This window comes from Streptomyces sp. NPDC052016 (assembly GCF_044548445.1).
Classification (GTDB): domain Bacteria; phylum Actinomycetota; class Actinomycetes; order Streptomycetales; family Streptomycetaceae; genus Streptomyces.
The window spans coordinates 108,539-124,436 of record NZ_JBIUBX010000007.1; the positions used below are offsets into that span (position 1 = coordinate 108,539).

14 protein-coding genes are annotated in these 15,898 nt (G+C 72.9%); 7 read left to right on the top strand and 7 right to left on the bottom strand.

What is annotated here, in order from left to right:
• The first annotated feature begins 91 nt into the window (after positions 1–91).
• Entirely contained in the window at positions 92–676 is a 585-nt protein-coding gene (locus ACIHAR_RS11220; protein ID WP_400018713.1) for a TetR/AcrR family transcriptional regulator, read from the top strand.
• Here the strand turns inward: ACIHAR_RS11220 and ACIHAR_RS11225 are convergent.
• From ACIHAR_RS11225 to ACIHAR_RS11245, 5 genes are all read right to left on the bottom strand, one after another.
• The gene (locus ACIHAR_RS11225) at positions 663–1,340 is read right to left on the bottom strand and encodes a dipeptide/oligopeptide/nickel ABC transporter ATP-binding protein (RefSeq protein WP_365460315.1); all 678 of its coding nucleotides are present in this window, start codon (positions 1,338–1,340) and stop codon (positions 663–665) included. The genes ACIHAR_RS11220 and ACIHAR_RS11225 overlap by 14 nt on opposite strands.
• A complete protein-coding gene (locus tag ACIHAR_RS11230) occupies positions 1,337–2,383 on the bottom strand; it encodes an ABC transporter ATP-binding protein (RefSeq protein WP_400018715.1) in 1,047 nt (348 codons plus the stop codon). Before ACIHAR_RS11230 ends, ACIHAR_RS11225 begins: the two co-directional genes overlap by 4 nt.
• A complete protein-coding gene (locus tag ACIHAR_RS11235) occupies positions 2,373–4,112 on the bottom strand; it encodes an ABC transporter permease subunit (RefSeq protein WP_400018717.1) in 1,740 nt (579 codons plus the stop codon). The genes ACIHAR_RS11230 and ACIHAR_RS11235 overlap by 11 nt, the downstream gene beginning before the upstream one ends.
• On the bottom strand, positions 4,109–5,605 hold the full coding sequence (locus ACIHAR_RS11240) for an ABC transporter substrate-binding protein (protein ID WP_365460324.1): 1,497 nt from the start codon (positions 5,603–5,605) through the stop codon (positions 4,109–4,111). The genes ACIHAR_RS11235 and ACIHAR_RS11240 overlap by 4 nt, the downstream gene beginning before the upstream one ends.
• A gap of 136 nt (positions 5,606–5,741) precedes the next feature.
• Positions 5,742–6,932 carry a PucR family transcriptional regulator gene (locus ACIHAR_RS11245; RefSeq protein WP_400018862.1) on the bottom strand — a complete coding sequence of 397 codons (1,191 nt, stop codon included), beginning with the start codon at positions 6,930–6,932 and terminating at the stop codon, positions 5,742–5,744.
• Between the two features lie 163 nt (positions 6,933–7,095).
• Between ACIHAR_RS11245 and ACIHAR_RS11250 the strand changes: the two genes are divergently transcribed.
• The 3 genes from ACIHAR_RS11250 to ACIHAR_RS11260 all read left to right on the top strand — a co-directional run bounded on the left by ACIHAR_RS11250 (position 7,096) and on the right by ACIHAR_RS11260 (position 10,636).
• On the top strand, positions 7,096–8,022 hold the full coding sequence (locus ACIHAR_RS11250; RefSeq protein WP_365460330.1) for a proline dehydrogenase family protein: 927 nt from the start codon (positions 7,096–7,098) through the stop codon (positions 8,020–8,022).
• 38 nt (positions 8,023–8,060) lie between these two features.
• On the top strand, positions 8,061–9,692 hold the full coding sequence (gene pruA, locus ACIHAR_RS11255) for an L-glutamate gamma-semialdehyde dehydrogenase (protein WP_365460333.1): 1,632 nt from the start codon (positions 8,061–8,063) through the stop codon (positions 9,690–9,692).
• Between the two features lie 83 nt (positions 9,693–9,775).
• The gene (locus ACIHAR_RS11260) at positions 9,776–10,636 is read left to right on the top strand and encodes an alpha/beta fold hydrolase (RefSeq protein WP_400018720.1); all 861 of its coding nucleotides are present in this window, start codon (positions 9,776–9,778) and stop codon (positions 10,634–10,636) included.
• A 31-nt stretch (positions 10,637–10,667) separates the two neighbouring features.
• Here the strand turns inward: ACIHAR_RS11260 and ACIHAR_RS11265 are convergent, their stop codons facing one another.
• Positions 10,668–10,874 (bottom strand): DUF5988 family protein, encoded by a 207-nt coding sequence (locus ACIHAR_RS11265; protein WP_365460339.1) that lies wholly within the window; start codon positions 10,872–10,874, stop codon positions 10,668–10,670.
• A gap of 425 nt (positions 10,875–11,299) precedes the next feature.
• Here ACIHAR_RS11265 and ACIHAR_RS11270 point away from each other — a divergent pair, with 425 nt between their 5' ends.
• The 3 genes from ACIHAR_RS11270 (at position 11,300) to ACIHAR_RS11280 (ending at position 14,133) form a co-directional block, all read left to right on the top strand.
• A complete protein-coding gene (locus tag ACIHAR_RS11270) occupies positions 11,300–11,434 on the top strand; it encodes a hypothetical protein (RefSeq protein ID WP_365460342.1) in 135 nt (44 codons plus the stop codon).
• A gap of 188 nt (positions 11,435–11,622) precedes the next feature.
• The gene (locus ACIHAR_RS11275; RefSeq protein ID WP_365460345.1) at positions 11,623–12,666 is read left to right on the top strand and encodes a 3-isopropylmalate dehydrogenase; all 1,044 of its coding nucleotides are present in this window, start codon (positions 11,623–11,625) and stop codon (positions 12,664–12,666) included.
• 378 nt (positions 12,667–13,044) lie between these two features.
• Positions 13,045–14,133 (top strand): branched-chain amino acid aminotransferase, encoded by a 1,089-nt coding sequence (locus ACIHAR_RS11280; RefSeq protein ID WP_400018723.1) that lies wholly within the window; start codon positions 13,045–13,047, stop codon positions 14,131–14,133.
• A gap of 181 nt (positions 14,134–14,314) precedes the next feature.
• On the opposite strand, the gene ACIHAR_RS11285 is transcribed toward ACIHAR_RS11280, so the two are convergent.
• Entirely contained in the window at positions 14,315–15,754 is a 1,440-nt protein-coding gene (locus ACIHAR_RS11285) for a cytosine permease (protein ID WP_365460350.1), read from the bottom strand.
• Between the last annotated feature and the right edge of the window lie 144 nt (positions 15,755–15,898).

A 15,898-nucleotide genomic window follows, 5' to 3' on the forward strand; every position in this document is an offset into this window, starting at 1 on the left:
ACTGTACGGCCGTATTAAACGTCTGTCTATGACGATTGTATAAGTCGTCTGTCTAGGACGGGTGTATGGATCCGGCGATAGAGTGGCGCCCATGGGACACCGTGAGGATCTGCTCGAAGGCGCCGAGCGCTGCCTGCTGCGCAAGGGGTTCGCGCGCACGACGGCGCGCGACATCGTCAAGGAGTCGGGGACGAATCTGGCCTCGATCGGCTACCACTACGGTTCCAAGGACGCGCTGCTGGCGCAGGCGTACGTCTCGTTGGTGGAGCGGATGGGCGACGCCTTCGACGGGGGCGGCGGGGAAGCGCTTCCTGGGGAGCCGGGCTCGCTGGAGCGGTTCCGGGCGGTGTGGTCGAACATCATCGGCACCATGCGGGAGCCCGGTTCGATCTGGCGGCTGAGCATGGAGATCGTGGTCATGGGCGACCAGCTGCCGGAGGTGCGCGACCATCTGGCGCGGGCCCAGCGGGAGGCCGGGCGCGGTCTGGTGCCGCTGCTCATGGGCGGGCGCGAGGAGGACGTCCCGGACGAGACCGCGGACACCCTCGGCATGTTCTACGTGACCCTGATGACGGGCCTCATCGCGCAGTGGACCTTCGACCCGAAGACCGCGCCCGGCGCCGACCAGCTCGCCGAGGGGCTGCGCCAGGTGATCGGGGGAGTCACGAAGAGCTGACCCGGCCGTCCCGCATCTCGATCACCCGGTCCGCGAAGTGCCGCACCACCGCCCGGTCGTGACAGATGAACAGGTACCCGAGGCCCAGCTCGTCCTGGAGGTCGGCGAGCAGGTTCAGCACCCCGGCCCGCACCGACGGGTCGAGCGCCGACACCGGTTCGTCCAGGACCAGCAGACGGGGGTCCGAGGCCAGGGCGCGGGCGATTCCGGCGCGCTGGCACTGGCCACCGGAGAGCTCGTACGGGCGGCGGGCGCCGTAGGAGGCGTCGAGTCCCACGCGGCGGAGCAGTTCGGTGACGCGTGCGGGGCCGTCGGCGTCGGTCCAGCGGCCCTGCACCTTCAGGGGTTCCGCCACCGCGTCGCGGATGCGGTGGCGGGGGTTCAGTGAGCCGTACGGGTCCTGGAACACGGGCTGCATACGGGGGCGCAGCGGGCGCAGCTCCCGTTCGGTCAGGGCGGTCAACTCCCGACCCTCGAAATGGACTTCGCCCGCGTCCGGGCGGCGCAACTGGAGGACCGCCGACGCCGTGGAGGACTTGCCGCAGCCGGACGGGCCGTCGAGGGCGAGGGTCTCCCCCGGCTCCAGGGAGAAGGAGACGCCGTCCACGGCGGTGAGGGCGCCGTAGCGGACGACGAGGTCACGGACGTCGAGCAGGGGGGTCATACCGGTCGCTCCTCCTCGTTGCCGCCCGCGGGGGCGGTGAGCCGGTCCGAGTGGTGGCAGGCGACGAGACGGGCGCCGGTCCACCGCGGCTCCGGTTCCGCGCGGTGGCAGTGGTCCGTCGCCAGGGGACAGCGTGGCGCGAAGGCGCAGCCGGGCGGGAGGGCGCCCGGCGCCGGGGGAATGCCGGGGAGGGCGGGCAGGCGGCGGCGCCTCGGGCCGTCCTGGGGGAGGGAGGCGAGCAGGCCGGCGGTGTAGGGGGCGCGGGGGTGGGCCAGCACCTCGCCCGCCGGGCCCAGTTCGCTCGTGCGCCCCGCGTACAGGACGAGCATCCGGTCCGCGTGCTCGCGGACGACGTCCAGGTCGTGGGTGACGAGGAGGAGCGCGGCGCCGACCGCTGCGCGCTGCTCGGCGAGCACCCGGAGCACCTGCTCGCGGTGTCCGGCGTCCAGCGCGGTGGTCGGCTCGTCGGCGACGATCAGGTCGGGTTCGTTGAGCGTGGCCATCGCGATCACCGCGCGCTGCCGCATGCCGCCGGAGTACTCGTGCGGGTACGCCCGGGACCGGCGGGCGGCCTGCGGAACGCCCACCCGCTCCAGCGCGGCCACGGCACGGGCGCGGGCCTCCCGGCGGGAGACGCCGTGCACCGACCGCACGGCGGCGGCGAGCTGGTCGCCGACGGGGTGCACGGGGGAGAGGGCGGACAGGGCGTCCTGGGGGACGAGCGAGATGCGCCGTCCCCGCGCGGCCGCGAGGTCCGTGGATCCGGCCAGCCGGATCTCCCCGCTCACCGTCGCCCCGGGTGGGGTCATGCCCAGCAGCGCCCGCGCGGTGAGGGACTTGCCGGCCCCCGACTCGCCGACCAGGGCGAGGACTTCACGTGGCCGCACGTCGAACGACACACCGCGGACGGCCTCGGCCCCGGCGAAGGCGATGCGCAGGTCGCGCACCGAGAGCAGGGGCCCGTGCGTGGACGGTCGTTCCTCGGCGCCCTCGGGTGCCGGCCGGGCCTCCCCGACGGCGCCGGGCAGTTCCTCAGGCTCCAACGAGGGCCTCCTTCCGCGCAGTCGACGGGACAGGCGCCCGTCGGCCGTCGGCGTACGCCGCTCCCGACACCGCGAGCCCGGCCAGGAGGGCCAGGGCGACGGCGGGGGCGAGGGCCGCCCAGGGGGCGCGTTCCACGTAGGCGCGGGACTCGTCGAGGAGGAGACCCCACTCGGGAGCCGGCGGCTGGGCGCCCAGGCCGAGGAAGCCGAGGGAGGCGAGGGCGAGGGCGATGCCGGGGAGCCGGAGCAGGGCGTGACGGGCGACGGGGGCGGCGACGGAGGGGAGGACGTGCCGGGTGAGGATCCAGGACGGGGGCGCGCCGATGGCCCGCTGGGCCGTGAGGAAGGCGGACGCCCGCACCTCCTGGACCAGGGCCGCCGCGTGCGCGGACAGGGCCGGCCAGGAGATCGCACCGACGGCCAGGGCCGCGCCGCCGGTGCCCGGCCCCGCCGCCGCGGCGACCAGGATGCCGACGATCACCGGCGGCAGCGCGTTGGCGATGTCCGCAGCGCCGGACGCCACGCCCGGCATGAAGCCCAGCGCCAGTGACAGGACCAGGCTGAACACGCAGACGACCGCCGCCGTGCCGATCGTCGCCGCCGCACCGTGTCCGAGGCGGGCCAGCACGTCACGGCCGAGGCCGTCGGTGCCGAGCGGGTGGGCCCAGGAGGGGGAGGCCAGCCGGGCCGCCGTGTTCACCGCGTACGGGTCGCGCAGCAGACCCCAGCCGATCGCCGTCACCAGGGCGGTCGCCAGGGCCAGCGGGATCGCGGCGGGGGTGCGGACCGGCCGGGCCGGCGGCAGGGCCAGCGAGGCGTCCCGCAGGGCCGGGCCCAGCAGCCGGCGCCGGGCGAGGGCCGCCAGCGCGCCGGTCACCAGGCCGAGCAGCAGCAGGGCCAGCACCGAGCCCTGCAGCAGCGGCAGATCCTGTGACTTGGCCGCCCCCAGGGCCGTACGCCCGATGCCGGGTACCGCGAACACCGTCTCCACCGCGACCGCGCCGCCGGTCAGGCCGACGGCGGCCATGCCGAACTGCGGGACGAGCGGCGGGAGCACGCGCCGCAGGGCGGCCGCGGAGATCCGCGCCCGGCTCACCCCGGCGCCCCGCCACAGCTCGACCCACCGCTCCTCCAGCACGGCCGGCAGCGCGTCCGCGACCAGCCGCCCGAGCAGTCCGCCGGCCGGGACACCCAGGGCGACGGCGGGCAGCACCATGGACGCGGGACCCTGCCAGCCGGAGGTCGGCAGCCACCCCAGCCACACCCCGCACACCAGCAGCCCCACGGTCGCCAGCAGGAACTCCGGTACGGCGGCCAGCATCGCGGCGCCAGCCCCGGCCGACCCGCGCCCGCGTACCAGCACGGGCGTGATGAGGACGACGGCGAGCAGGACCGCCACCGCGACGGCCGCGCCCATCAGGGCCAGGGACACCTGGAGCCCGGCCGTCACCGAGGGCAGGACGTCGGTGCCCGACACCCACGAGGTGCCGAGGTCGCCGCGGACCAGGTTCCGGGCCCAGTGCCCCAGCAGCGACAGCGGCCCCGCGTCGAGGCCGAGGTCACGCCGGATGGCGTCCAGGGCCTCCCTCGTCGGTTCCTGTTCGGCGGAGCGGGCGCGCAGCACGGTCAGGGCGGGGTCACGGCCCGACAGCCACGGCAGCAGGCCGACGGCGGCGACGACCGCGAGCAGAGCGACGGCCCGGGTGAACCCGGCGGTGGTGGGCCTCACTTGACGTACGTGGCGGCCGTGACCAGTTCCCGCTCGCGCGGGTCGTGCGCGGCGCCGACGACCCCGGCGGCGTCGCCCTGGATCACCCGCTCGTGCAGCATCGGCACGGCGGCGTCGGTCGCGAGGACGGCGGCCTCACCGGCGATGAGGGCCTTGCGGCGCGCGTCACCGGTGGGTGTCCCGCCCGCCTTGCGCAACGCGGCGTCGACGGAAGGGTCGCTGAGCCGCGCGATGTTGAAGGAGCCGTCGGAGGCGAAGTCGCTGTAGAGGTACGCGGCCGGGTCGCCGGAGTCCAGGACGGTGGCGCGGGAGAGGATGAACGCGTCGAACCTGCCCGCCAGGGCGTCGGGTTCGATGTTCGTGTACTCGCGGACGTCCAGCTTCACCGTGAACCCGGCCTTCTGCAGCTGCTGTTGCAGGGCGGCGGCGACCTCGGCCAGCTCGGGGCGATCGGTGTACGTGCCGATGGTGACGGTCTTCCCGGCCGGGTCGCCGGACGTGACGGTCCGCTTCACGGGCCGGCGCAGCTCGGCCGCCCACGGGAGCGCCGGGCCCAGCAGTCCTTCGGCGACGTCGGCGCGCCCCTCGTACACGCCCTTCACGATCGCCGCGGCGTCGATCGCCTCCCGGGCGGCGGCGCGCAGCGAGGCGTCCTGGAAGACGCCCTTCTCGGTGTTCAGGTACAGGGTGTTGGTGCGCGGCATGGGCACCTCGGTGACGAGGTCCTTCTCCAGCAGTGCGGCCTGCGACACCGGCACCGCCTCGACGATGTCCGCCTCGCCGCTGCGCAGGGCGGCGGCGCGGGCGGTGCCGTCGGGCACGAACCGCACGTCGATGCCGGGAGCCTTCGCCCTGCCGCCCCAGTAGGCGTCGTAGCGGTCGAGGGTGGCGGAGGAGGTGCCGTCGACCTCGGTCAGCTCGAAGGGTCCGGTGCCCGCGCCGACCGGGTTCACCGTCTTTCCGGTGTAGGCCCTGGCGGCGAGGATCGAGAGCTGGGGGGAGCTGAGGCGCTGCGGGACCAGCGGGTCCCCGGCGGCGGTCGTGACGGTGACGGTGTCGGCGTCGGCGGCCTTCACGGTCAGGGCGACGCCGTCCAGGATGCGGGGCTTGGGCGAGGCGGTGGCGGCCTTCGTGAGCGAGCGGACGACGGCCTCGGCGTCGAGTTCCGTGCCGTCGTGGAAGGTGACGCCGTCGCGTATCTCGAAGCTCCACGTTCTGCCGCTCCGCCGCCAGGACGTGGCGAGCGCGGGCCGGGCGTCGCCGGCCGCGTCCAGCTTCACCAGCGTCTCCGCCGTCGACCAGCGGGAGAGCTTGAAGGCGTCGTCGGAGAGCGGGGACAGCCCCGAGCGCGGAGGCTGCAGCATCGCGAGGCGGACGCGCTTGCCGTCCGGGCCGGTGGACGCGGAGCCGTCACCGGTGAAGCAGCCGGTGAGCAGCGCCGAGACGGCCGTGAGGGCGGTGAGGGGGAGCAGTCGGCGGGCGGGCAGGCGCACGGGGCCCTCCGTGAAGAGGTGGTCAAAGGATCAACGATCGCGCCGACCATAGCATGATGACAATCGTTTTCAGTAGTTGGCCGGAAGTGGCCGCATCACGGCCATGCGGGGAGAGGGCCTCCGGGCAGCGCGCGGCTCAGAGCCGATGGGCCTTGAGCGCCATGTGCAGCAGGAGCCGGTCCTCGCCGTCGTCCAGGTCCAGCCCCGTCAGCTGCTCCACCCGCGACAGCCGGTAGTACAGCGTCTGCCGGTGGATGCCCAGCTCCGCCGCCGTACGGCCCGCCTGCCCCGCGCAGTCGAGGTAGACCTCGGCGGTGCGGGCCAGCTCCCGGTGCGCCGGGGTCAGCAGGGCCCGTACGGCGGGGTCGTGCGCGGTCTCCGGCGGCAGGGCGGTGAGCAGCCGGAACGGCCCGATCGACGCCCACCGGGCGACGGGCCCGAGCCGGGGCTCGGCCAGCGCCGCCCGGGCCGACGCCGACGCCTCCTGCCAGGCCGTGCCCAGCTCCGCCAGGCCGGCCCGCCCGGCGGCGATCCCGGCGGCGGCCCTGCCGCCGCCCGCCCGCTCCAGCAGCCGCCCGGCCGCCGACGTCGCCGGCGCCAGGGCGTCCGTCGACCGCAGCCGCACCAACAGCGCCAGTGACTGGGAGGCCGTCCCCCACGGCACCGTGCACAGCGCCTCCGCCCCCGGCAGCGTGCGCAGCGAGGGCGCGTCGTCCGGGTCGGCCGACGGCCACGGGGCCACGCACACCACCGTGTGGGGGCCGTCCGCGCGGGCCCCGAGTGCCGTGCGCAGCTCCGCCACCGCCATGTCCCGCGGCCAGCCCGGCTCGGCGGTCAGCACCGCCCGCAGCTCACGCGTGAGATCGGCCCCGTGCTGCGCCTCGTCCGCGAGCAGGGCGCCGATCCGGCCGGTCACCTCCATCGCGGCCGCCAGCTGGGCGTCCGAGGGACCCGGTTCGCCGTCCAGCAGCCAGACGTAGCCGAGGACGACCCCCCGGTGGCGTACGGGGAGACAGACGCGGCCCCGGTACACCCCCGCCTCCGGGGTCGGCGGGATTCGGACCGGGCCGGTCGCCCGGGTGATGCCGAAACCCTCGAACCAGGCCCGGACCGCCGCCGTGGAGCGCCGGGTCAGGATCGAGCGGGTGCGCACGGGGTCCAGGGCTGAGGCGTCGAGCTCGTCCTCGCTGTCGTAGGCGCCGAAGGCAATCAGCTCGAAGTCGCGGTTCTCCAGGGTCGCGGGGGCGCCGAGCAGCTCCGAGATCTCGTCGACGAGCTCCTGGTAGTCACCCGCGTGTTCCGTTGCCACCTGGGCATTGTCCCGCAGTCCGGGCTCCCTTCATACATCTGTCTGAGATCTTCGGCACGGATGCGTGACAGCTGTCGATGGCCGCCGAACGGAGGGATCCTTAGGTTTCACGGTGGTTCCCCGTGCCGTTCCCGGATCGCCGGGCAGCGGCCTTGTATGGGTTGGTATATGGAGGTGCCCCGTGCTGGGTCCCGTGATTCTCGCCGCGTCACGCAGCGACCGGATGCGACGTCTGATCTCGGCGGCCCCGGTGACCAAGCAGGTCGTCGACCGCTTCATCCCCGGTGAGACCGTCGACGACATCGTGCCGATCATCCGGGACCTCACCGCCAGGGGCCTGGAGCTGACGATGGACGTCGTCGGCGAGGACATCACCCGGCCTGAGCAGGCCGCCGCCGCCCGGGACGCCTACCTGGAGCTCGTCGACCGGCTGAAGGACCTGCGGCTCGGCCCCCGGGTCGAGATGTCCGTCAAGCTGTCGATGTTCGGCCAGGCGCTGGAGGGCGGCCACGAGCTGGCCCTCGCCAACGTCCGCCCGGTCGTCGAGGCCGCCGCCGCCATCGGCACCACCGTCACCCTCGACGCCGAGGACCACACCACCCTCGACTCGATGTTCGCCATCCACGACGAACTGCGGAAGGACTTCCCGCAGACCGGCTGCGTCATCCAGGCCTACCTCTTCCGCACCGAGGCCGACGCCCGCCGCCTCGCCGCGAACGGCAGCCGCGTACGGCTCGTGAAGGGCGCCTACAAGGAGCCCGCCGAGGTCGCGTACCAGCAGAAGCACGAGATCGACAAGGCGTACGTCCGCGTCCTGCGGACGCTGATGGAGGGCGAGGGTTACCCGATGATCGGGTCGCACGACCCGCGCCTGATCTCCGTCGCCCAGGAGCTGGCCCGGCGCGCCGGGCGCAAGCTCGACGAGTACGAGTTCCAGATGCTGTACGGCATCCGCGGCGAGGAGCACCTGCGGCTGGCCGCCGAGGGCCACCGCATGCGCGTCTACACCGCCTACGGCACCGACTGGTACGGCTATTTCATGCGCCGTCTCGCGGAGAAGCCGGCGAACCTGCGCTTCTTCCTGCGCTCGATGGTCAGCAAGGGCTGAGCCCGAACACCCGCTCAAGTCAAGGAGTCACGGAACCCATGGACGCTGTCACCCAGGTCCCCACCCCCGTCAACGAGCCGGTGCACGGCTACGCCCCCGGCTCGCCCGAGCGCGCCCGCCTGGAGGTCAAGCTCAAGGAGCTGGCCGAGAACCCCATCGACCTGCCCTGCACCATCGGCGGCGAGAAGCGGATGGGCGGCGGCGAGCGGTTCGACGTCGTGCAGCCGCACAACCACAAGGCCCGCCTCGGCACCTACGCCAACGCCACCCGGCAGGACGCCCAGGACGCCATCGACGCGGCTCTCGCCGCCGCGCCCGCCTGGCGCGCGATGTCCTTCGACGACCGCGCCGCGATCATCCTGCGCGCCGCGGAGCTGCTGGCCGGCCCCTGGCGCGAGACCCTGGCCGCCTCCACCATGCTCGGCCAGTCCAAGACCGCCCAGCAGGCCGAGATCGACACCCCCTGCGAGCTGGTCGACTTCTGGCGGTTCAACGTCCACTACGCCCGCCAGATCCTGGCCGAGCAGCCCCCGGCCAACTCCCCGGGCGTCTGGAACCGTCTGGACCACCGCCCGCTGGAGGGCTTCGTCTACGCGATCACGCCGTTCAACTTCACGGCGATCGCGGGCAACCTGCCGACCGCTCCGGCGCTGATGGGCAACGTCGTGGTGTGGAAGCCGTCCCCGACGCAGACCCACGCCGCCGTGCTGCTCATGCAGCTCCTGGAGGAGGCCGGCCTGCCCAAGGGCGTCATCAACCTCGTCACCGGCGACGGCCTGGAGGTCTCCGAGGTCGCCCTGACCCACCGCGACCTCGCCGGCATCCACTTCACCGGCTCGACCAAGACCTTCCAGTACCTGTGGAAGACGGTCGGCGCCAACATCGAGAACTACCGCGCCTACCCGCGCCTGGTCGGCGAGACCGGCGGCAAGGACTTCGTCGTCGCCCACCCGAGCGCGGACCGCGCGGTCCTGAAGACCGCCCTGACCCGCGGTGCCTTCGAGTACCAGGGCCAGAAGTGCTCCGCGACCTCCCGCGCGTACATCCCGGCGTCCATCTGGAACGACGGCTTCCGTGAGGAGTTCGCCGCCGAGGTCGACTACATCACCATGGGTGACGTCACCGACCTGTCCAACTTCATCGGCGCCGTCATCGACGAGCGCTCCTTCGCCAAGAACAAGGCCGCGATCGACCGCGCCAAGTCGGACCCGTCCTGCACGATCGTCGCGGGCGGTTCCTACGACGACTCGGTCGGCTGGTTCGTCCGCCCGACCGTCATCGAGTGCACCGACCCGGAGAACGAGGTCTTCACCACCGAGTACTTCGGCCCGATCCTCGCCGTGCACGTCTACGAGGACGACAAGTACGACGAGATGCTGACCCAGATGGAGTCGGTGTCCGACTACGCGCTCACCGGCTCGGTCATCGCGGGCGACCGCGCGGCGGCCGCGTACACGATGGAGAAGCTGCGCTACGCGGCCGGCAACTTCTACATCAACGACAAGTCGACCGGCGCCGTCGTCGGCCAGCAGCCCTTCGGCGGCGGCCGTGCCTCCGGCACCAACGACAAGGCCGGCGCCCCGCAGAACCTGACGCGCTGGACCCTGACCCGCGCCATCAAGGAGACGCTGGTCCCGCCGACCGACTACACCTACCCGCACATGGGCTGACCTCCGGTCACCGGACGGGCCAGGTCGTCGCCGACCTGGCCCGTCCGCCTTTGTGGGCCCGGGCGGGCGGGCAGACTGCCCCCATGACGTGGACCGAGGAGTGGGCGACCGCCGACGACGGCGTGCGGCTGTGGACGGCGCGATCGGGCGAGGGCGAGCCGCTGGTGCTGTGCCACGGCGGGCCGGGACTGTGGGACATGTTCGAGGACATGGCCGAGCCGCTGACCGGCCGGGCCACGGTCGTCCGCTGGGACCAGCGCGGCTGCGGGCGCTCGCAGCCCTGCGCCGGCCCGTGGACCGGCGAGCGGTTCACGGCCGACCTGGACGCCGTGCGCGAGCACTTCGGGTTCCACCGGATCGCCCTGCTCGGACACTCCTGGGGCGCCCAACTGGCGTTGAGCTACGCGCTCTCCCGTCCCGAGCGGGTGAGCGCGCTGATCTACGTGAGCGGTACGGGCATCGGACCGGACGCCGACTGGCACCCCGCGCACCGCGAGAACTTCCTCGCCCGGCTCGGCGAGCGGCCCGAACTCCTCGCCCGGTGGCGGTACTTGGGCGCTCGTCAGCACCCGACGCCCGAGGAGGAGCGGGAGCGGGCGGTGCTCCAGTGGTCGGCCGAGTTCGAGGACCGTGCGCGGGCCCTGGAGCACGCCGGGCGCATGGCGGACCCCTGGTTCCCGGTCAACGACGCGTGCAACAAGGCCCTCGACGAGGAGCGGAGACGCGGGTGGGCCACTCCTGAGCGGTACGCCGCCTGCCAGGCCCTCGAGGTGCCCGTCCTGATCGTCGACGGCGCCCGGGACATCCGCCCGCGCTCGGCGGTGGACTCCCTGGAGCGCGCCCTGCCGAAGGTGCGCCGGGTGATCCTGCCGGGGGCCGGGCACATGCCGTGGACGGAGGACCCCGACGGGTTCCGGGTCGCGGTGGTGCCGGCGCTGCCGTGAACCGCCGTCACCGGCGCCCCCGGACCGGGCGCTAGCCGGGCATCTCCGTCCGCTCCCACCACTCGTACACCGGCAGCTTGCCCTCCGGCGTGTCCGAGTGGCGGTCGGTCGGCCTGAAGTGCTCGTAGCCGTTCCGGAGTTCGATCTTCACGTCGTCTCCCGGGGCCGGGACCGGGACGATCCGTTCGGGCAGATCCTGCGGGCCGCCCTCGAGAAGTGCCTTGGCCGTGTCGCTCATGACCTCACCGTTCCCTGCGCCGGAACCCGATGCCACAGGCCGCGTGGAGGATCAGTCGTGTGGACGATCACGGCGGGACCGACCGCCGCACCCTTCGCGGTGTTCCCGCCCGGTCCCCGTGGTGGCCGACCAAGGTGTCCTTCGACGCGCACCCTTGTCCAAGAGGTGTGCGCCTCGGCGAAACCGCAGCTCAGCACCGTGTGACCCGGTGCACCGTCTCAGATAGTAGGAAGTCCGAGTAATTGTGGAGACAGGCGCGTGCTCCTCGCTTAGCTTTGTAGGAGCCGAACGTCTCGCTCGATCCAGCGAATGGCGGTCGTGAGCCGGGCCCTGTGCAGGCAACCCCTGCGGCACCGCGCTCCCCGCCCCTCCGGCGTCTCGCAACCCCATCCGCGCTCCCTGGTTCTCGAAGGAGTCGATTTCCCATGGCCGAGACGACCGTCCGCCGCCGAGTCCGTCACGTTTCCCGTACGAGCGAGTCCGACCGCAGGAACGCCGCAGCCGCTCTCCAGCGCGCCCTCGACCGCCGCGACAACGGCGGCGAGACCGGCCACCTGTAGGCCGCGCCACAGTCCGGGAGCCGCACCCGCACGGGGTGCGGCGCGGACCCCGAACGGGACTTCGGGCTCCGCGCCGTACCTCGAACCCCCTTACCCGCGCTCCGGAACACCTCTCCCCGCGGGACTCGCCCTGTCCGTATGCCGGACGGTCCGTGTCATTCCATGGGACGAGGAGTAGGGTGCCGGGCATGTCTCGCAGCCTCAATCTCGCAGTGATCCCCGGTGACGGCATCGGCCAGGAGGTCGTGGCCGAAGGCCTGAAGGTCCTCTCCGCCGTCCTTCCGCAGGATGTGAAGCTGGAGACCAAGGAGTACGACTTCGGCGCAAAGCGCTACCACGCCACCGGTGAGACCCTCACCGACGCCGACCTCGAGGCGCTGAAGCAGCACGACGCCATCCTGCTCGGCGCGATCGGCGACCCGAGCGTGCCCTCCGGCGTCCTGGAGCGCGGCTTCCTGCTCAAGCTCCGCTTCGCCTTCGACCACCACGTCAACCTGCGCCCGTCGAAGCTGCTCCCGGGTGTCGCCACCCCGCTCGCCGGCGAGCCGCAGATCGACTTCGTCGTCGTCCGCGAGGGCACCGAGGGCCCGTACACCGGCAACGGCGGCACCATCCGCAAGGGCACCGAGCACGAGGTCGCCACCGAGGTCTCCGTCAACACGGCCTTCGGTGTCGAGCGCGTGGTCCGTGACGCCTTCGCCCGCGCCCAGGCCCGCCCGCGCAAGAAGCTCGCGCTGATCCACAAGAACAACGTGCTGACCTTCGCCGGTCATCTGTGGACGAACGTCTTCAACAAGGTGGCTCAGGAGTTCCCCGAGGTCACCACCGAGTACATGCACGTGGACGCGGCGACCATCTACCTGGTCACCCAGCCCGAGCGCTTCGACGTGATCGTCACCGACAACCTCTTCGGCGACATCATCACCGACCTCGCCGCGGCCGTCTCCGGCGGCATCGGCGTCGCCGCGAGCGGCAACATCAACCCCTCCGGCGAGTTCCCGTCCATGTTCGAGCCGGTCCACGGCTCGGCCCCGGACATCGCCGGCCAGGGCAAGGCCGACCCCACCGCCACCGTCCTGTCCGTCGCCCTGCTCCTGCGCCACCTCGGCTTCGACGCCGAGGCCACGCGCATCGAGGACGCCGTCTCCGCCGACCTCGGCGAGCGCACCGGCAAGCCCGCCCGCTCCACCTCGGAGATCGGCGACGCGCTCGCCGTACGAGTAGCCGGCTGAGCCTCCCCCACAGCCCGGAAGGCCTGGGGGTCACCCCGGAGCCCGAAAGGTCTGGGTGACCCTCAGCCGTGCGCAGGATTCGAAGCCGCCGGGCCGCATTCGCACCCGGCGGCTTCTCGTATGCGGTCGGCGGGTGCCACCATCGAGCCTGGGCCGCATTCACCCCGTTTTCTTCCGCCGTACGCCCCGCGAGATAATCGAACGCGGAGCCGCGGATTGAGGGAATGCTCGGACGTCCTAGCACTGGCCGCCAGCCGTGCGGGGTGAGCGCGGCCCGTCACCACCACCGGTGCTGCATCTTCCGGGGACACCCCCGGACCCCCGGCCGAAGGCCGGACGCCGCCCAGACGTTCGCCAGGAAGCGAAGGACCCCTACCGATGACGACGCCCACGATCGAGCTCAAGCCATCCGCCAGCCCGCTCTCCGACGCCGAGCGCGAGGCGATCCTGGCCGACCCCGGGTTCGGCCGGCACTTCACCGACCACATGGTGACGATCAAGTGGACGGAAGGCCGCGGCTGGCATGACGGACAGCTCGTTCCGTACGCGCCGATCCCCCTCGACCCGGCGACGAACGTCCTGCACTACGCACAGGAGATCTTCGAGGGCCTGAAGGCCTACCGCCGCCCCGACGGGTCCGTCGCCACCTTCCGCCCGGACCAGAACGCCAAGCGCTTCCAGCGGTCCGCCCGCCGCCTCGCCATGCCCGAGCTTCCGGTCGAGACGTTCGTCGAGGCGTGCGACGTGCTGGTGCAGCAGGACAAGGCGTGGGTGCCGGCCCACGGCGGCGAGGAGTCCCTCTACCTTCGCCCCTTCATGATCGCGACCGAGGTCGGCCTGGGCGTGAAGCCCGCCAACGAGTACCTCTTCATCGTGATCGCCTCCCCGGCGGGCGCGTACTTCGCCGGTGGCGTGAAGCCGGTCTCCATCTGGGTGTCCGAGGACCGCGTCCGCGCCGTCCCCGGCGGCATGGGCGACGCCAAGACGGGCGGCAACTACGCGGCTTCCCTCCTCGCCCAGGCCGAGGCCGCCGCCAAGGGCTGCGACCAGGTCTGCTACCTCGACGCGGTCGAGCACCAGTGGGTCGAGGAACTCGGCGGCATGAACCTCTACTTCGTGTACGGCAACCGGATCGTCACGCCGTCCCTCACCGGCTCCATCCTCGAGGGCGTCACCCGCGACTCCCTCCTCACCGTCGCCCGCGACCTCGGCTACGAGGCCGAGGAGGGCCGCGTCTCCGTCGAGCAGTGGCAGCGCGACTCCGAGAACGGCACGCTGACGGAGGTCTTCGCCTGCGGCACCGCCGCCGTCATCACCCCGGTCGGCACGGTCAAGCGCGCCGACGCCGAATGGAAGCAGTCGGACGGCGAGCCCGGCGAGGTCACCCTGAGGCTGCGCCAGGCCCTGCTGGACCTCCAGCGCGGCACGGCCGAGGACAAGCACGGCTGGATGCACGAGCTGGGCTGACCCCCGAGCCGACGACGAAGCCCGCCCCGGAGACGGGGCGGGCTTCGTCGTGGTCCATGGGTTTCGGCCGCGGGGCGGGGAAGCGGCCCGGCGCACAGACCTCCGCCGGGAGAGCGGCACCGGCAGGGGGACGGCGACCGTGCGGCCGCCGTCGCGTGTGCCGTGCGGGGCGGCCGCCCGGCTACGGCACCGTCGAGGCTCGCCGGGTCTCCACCGTGGGCGATGTGACGTCCCGCCGGGAGGCCGTGCCCCGGCTCAGACCGAGGTACACCGCACCCCCGACCGCGCCCGACAGCAGGAAGCTGCAGTCCACCCCGCCGGTCAGGGACAGCAGCGGCCCCTCGTACGACGGCAGGGAGACGGCGAGCACGCCCACGACCGCGCCCGCCGCCCAGGCCACGGTGGCCGGCACGTTCCAGCCGCCCCGGTACCAGTAGCTCCCGCCCCGGGAGCGGCGGTTGAAGACCTGCAGGGCCTCGGCGTCGTAGACCCCGCCGCACCGGGCGAAACCGATGAGCGTGATGACCGCCCAGGGCGTCCCGACTGCCGTCAGCAGCAGGACGAATGAGGTCATCGCGTCCTGCGCGGTGGAGGCGTAGTGACCGGCGAAGACGCAGGCCGTGGCGACGACCGCGACCGCGTAGGTGGCCGTCGCGCGGGAGGCCCGGGGCAGGATCGCGTCGAGGTCGAGGCCCATGGAGTAGAGCATCAGGCCCGCGTTGCCCACCGAGCCCGCCGAGGCGGCGAGCAGCAGGGGCACCAGGTACCAGGTGGGGGAGGCCTCCACCAGCGGCCCCGCGTAGTCCAGGGCGGCGCCGGCGGCGTACGCGGTGAAGGTGCCGAACAGCTGGGGGACGAGCAGGCCCAGCAGCAGACCGAGCCAGGTGGCGCGCAGGACGCGGCCGCCGGAGTGGCGGGCGGGGGAGATGTAGCGGGTGTAGTCGCCCAGGAGGGTGATGAAGGCGATCGGGCCGGACAGGCCGGCGGCCACCGCCGCCAGCAGCCAGGTCGGCCAGAACCCGCCCAGCAGGTAGCCGCCGGCCTCCGGCAGCGCCTCCGTGGTGAAGTGCGGGGCGTACGCGGCCACGCCCAGGACGAGCAGGGCCGTCATGCCGATCGCCAGCACCCGGGACATCGCCAGCAGCACCCGGTAGCCGTACACGGCGCCCGCGACCGTCGCCGCGGCGAGCAGCGCGTAGACCACGCCGTACGTCGGCCCGTCGGCCTGAAACCCGAACAGCCGGCCCAGCACGCCGACCATCACGTCACCGCCGATCCACACGGTCAGGGCGGTGTAGCCGAGGGCGAGGAGCAGGCCGACCACCGAGCCGACCAGCCGGCCGCGGACACCGAACTGGGCGCCCGAGGAGGTGGACAGGTTCGTCGCCGTGCGCAGGGAGATCAGGGCCAGCGGGGCGGTGAGGGCCGTGCCCACCACGGTGCCCGCCACGACCGAGCTCACCGAGCCCCACCAGTCCAGTCCGAAGGACGGGGGCAGCCAGCCGAAGACGATGACGCCCAGGCAGAGGTTGGAGCCGAGCAGGATCGTGACGAGGTCCCGGGGGCCGCTGGTGCGTTCCTCGTCGGGGATGGTGTCGACTCCGCGCTGTTCCATCGGCATGGCTGGTCTCCTTCGACGGCCGCCTGGTCCCGGTGTGGGCGCATGTTTGAGCGGCGTTCAATGTGACGTAGGCAAAGCTCTTCCGTCAACGTTTCGATCGCGTGAATCTTGCGTTTAGAGTGAAGCTCTAAGTCGAGGGAAGGC

Bases quoted from the DNA above. Each gene is read 5' to 3' on its own strand.
- pruA (WP_365460333.1), top strand. From the start codon at position 8,061: ATGGACGCTGTCACCCAGGTCCCCACCCCCGTCAACGAGCCGGTGCAC.
- ACIHAR_RS11280 (WP_400018723.1), top strand. From the start codon at position 13,045: ATGACGACGCCCACGATCGAGCTCAAGCCATCCGCCAGCCCGCTCTCC.
- ACIHAR_RS11270 (WP_365460342.1), top strand. From the start codon at position 11,300: ATGGCCGAGACGACCGTCCGCCGCCGAGTCCGTCACGTTTCCCGTACG.
- ACIHAR_RS11265 (WP_365460339.1), bottom strand. From the start codon at position 10,874: ATGAGCGACACGGCCAAGGCACTTCTCGAGGGCGGCCCGCAGGATCTG.
- ACIHAR_RS11285 (WP_365460350.1), bottom strand. From the start codon at position 15,754: ATGCCGATGGAACAGCGCGGAGTCGACACCATCCCCGACGAGGAACGC.
- ACIHAR_RS11260 (WP_400018720.1), top strand. From the start codon at position 9,776: ATGACGTGGACCGAGGAGTGGGCGACCGCCGACGACGGCGTGCGGCTG.
- ACIHAR_RS11225 (WP_365460315.1), bottom strand. From the start codon at position 1,340: ATGACCCCCCTGCTCGACGTCCGTGACCTCGTCGTCCGCTACGGCGCC.
- ACIHAR_RS11275 (WP_365460345.1), top strand. From the start codon at position 11,623: ATGTCTCGCAGCCTCAATCTCGCAGTGATCCCCGGTGACGGCATCGGC.
- ACIHAR_RS11220 (WP_400018713.1), top strand. From the start codon at position 92: ATGGGACACCGTGAGGATCTGCTCGAAGGCGCCGAGCGCTGCCTGCTG.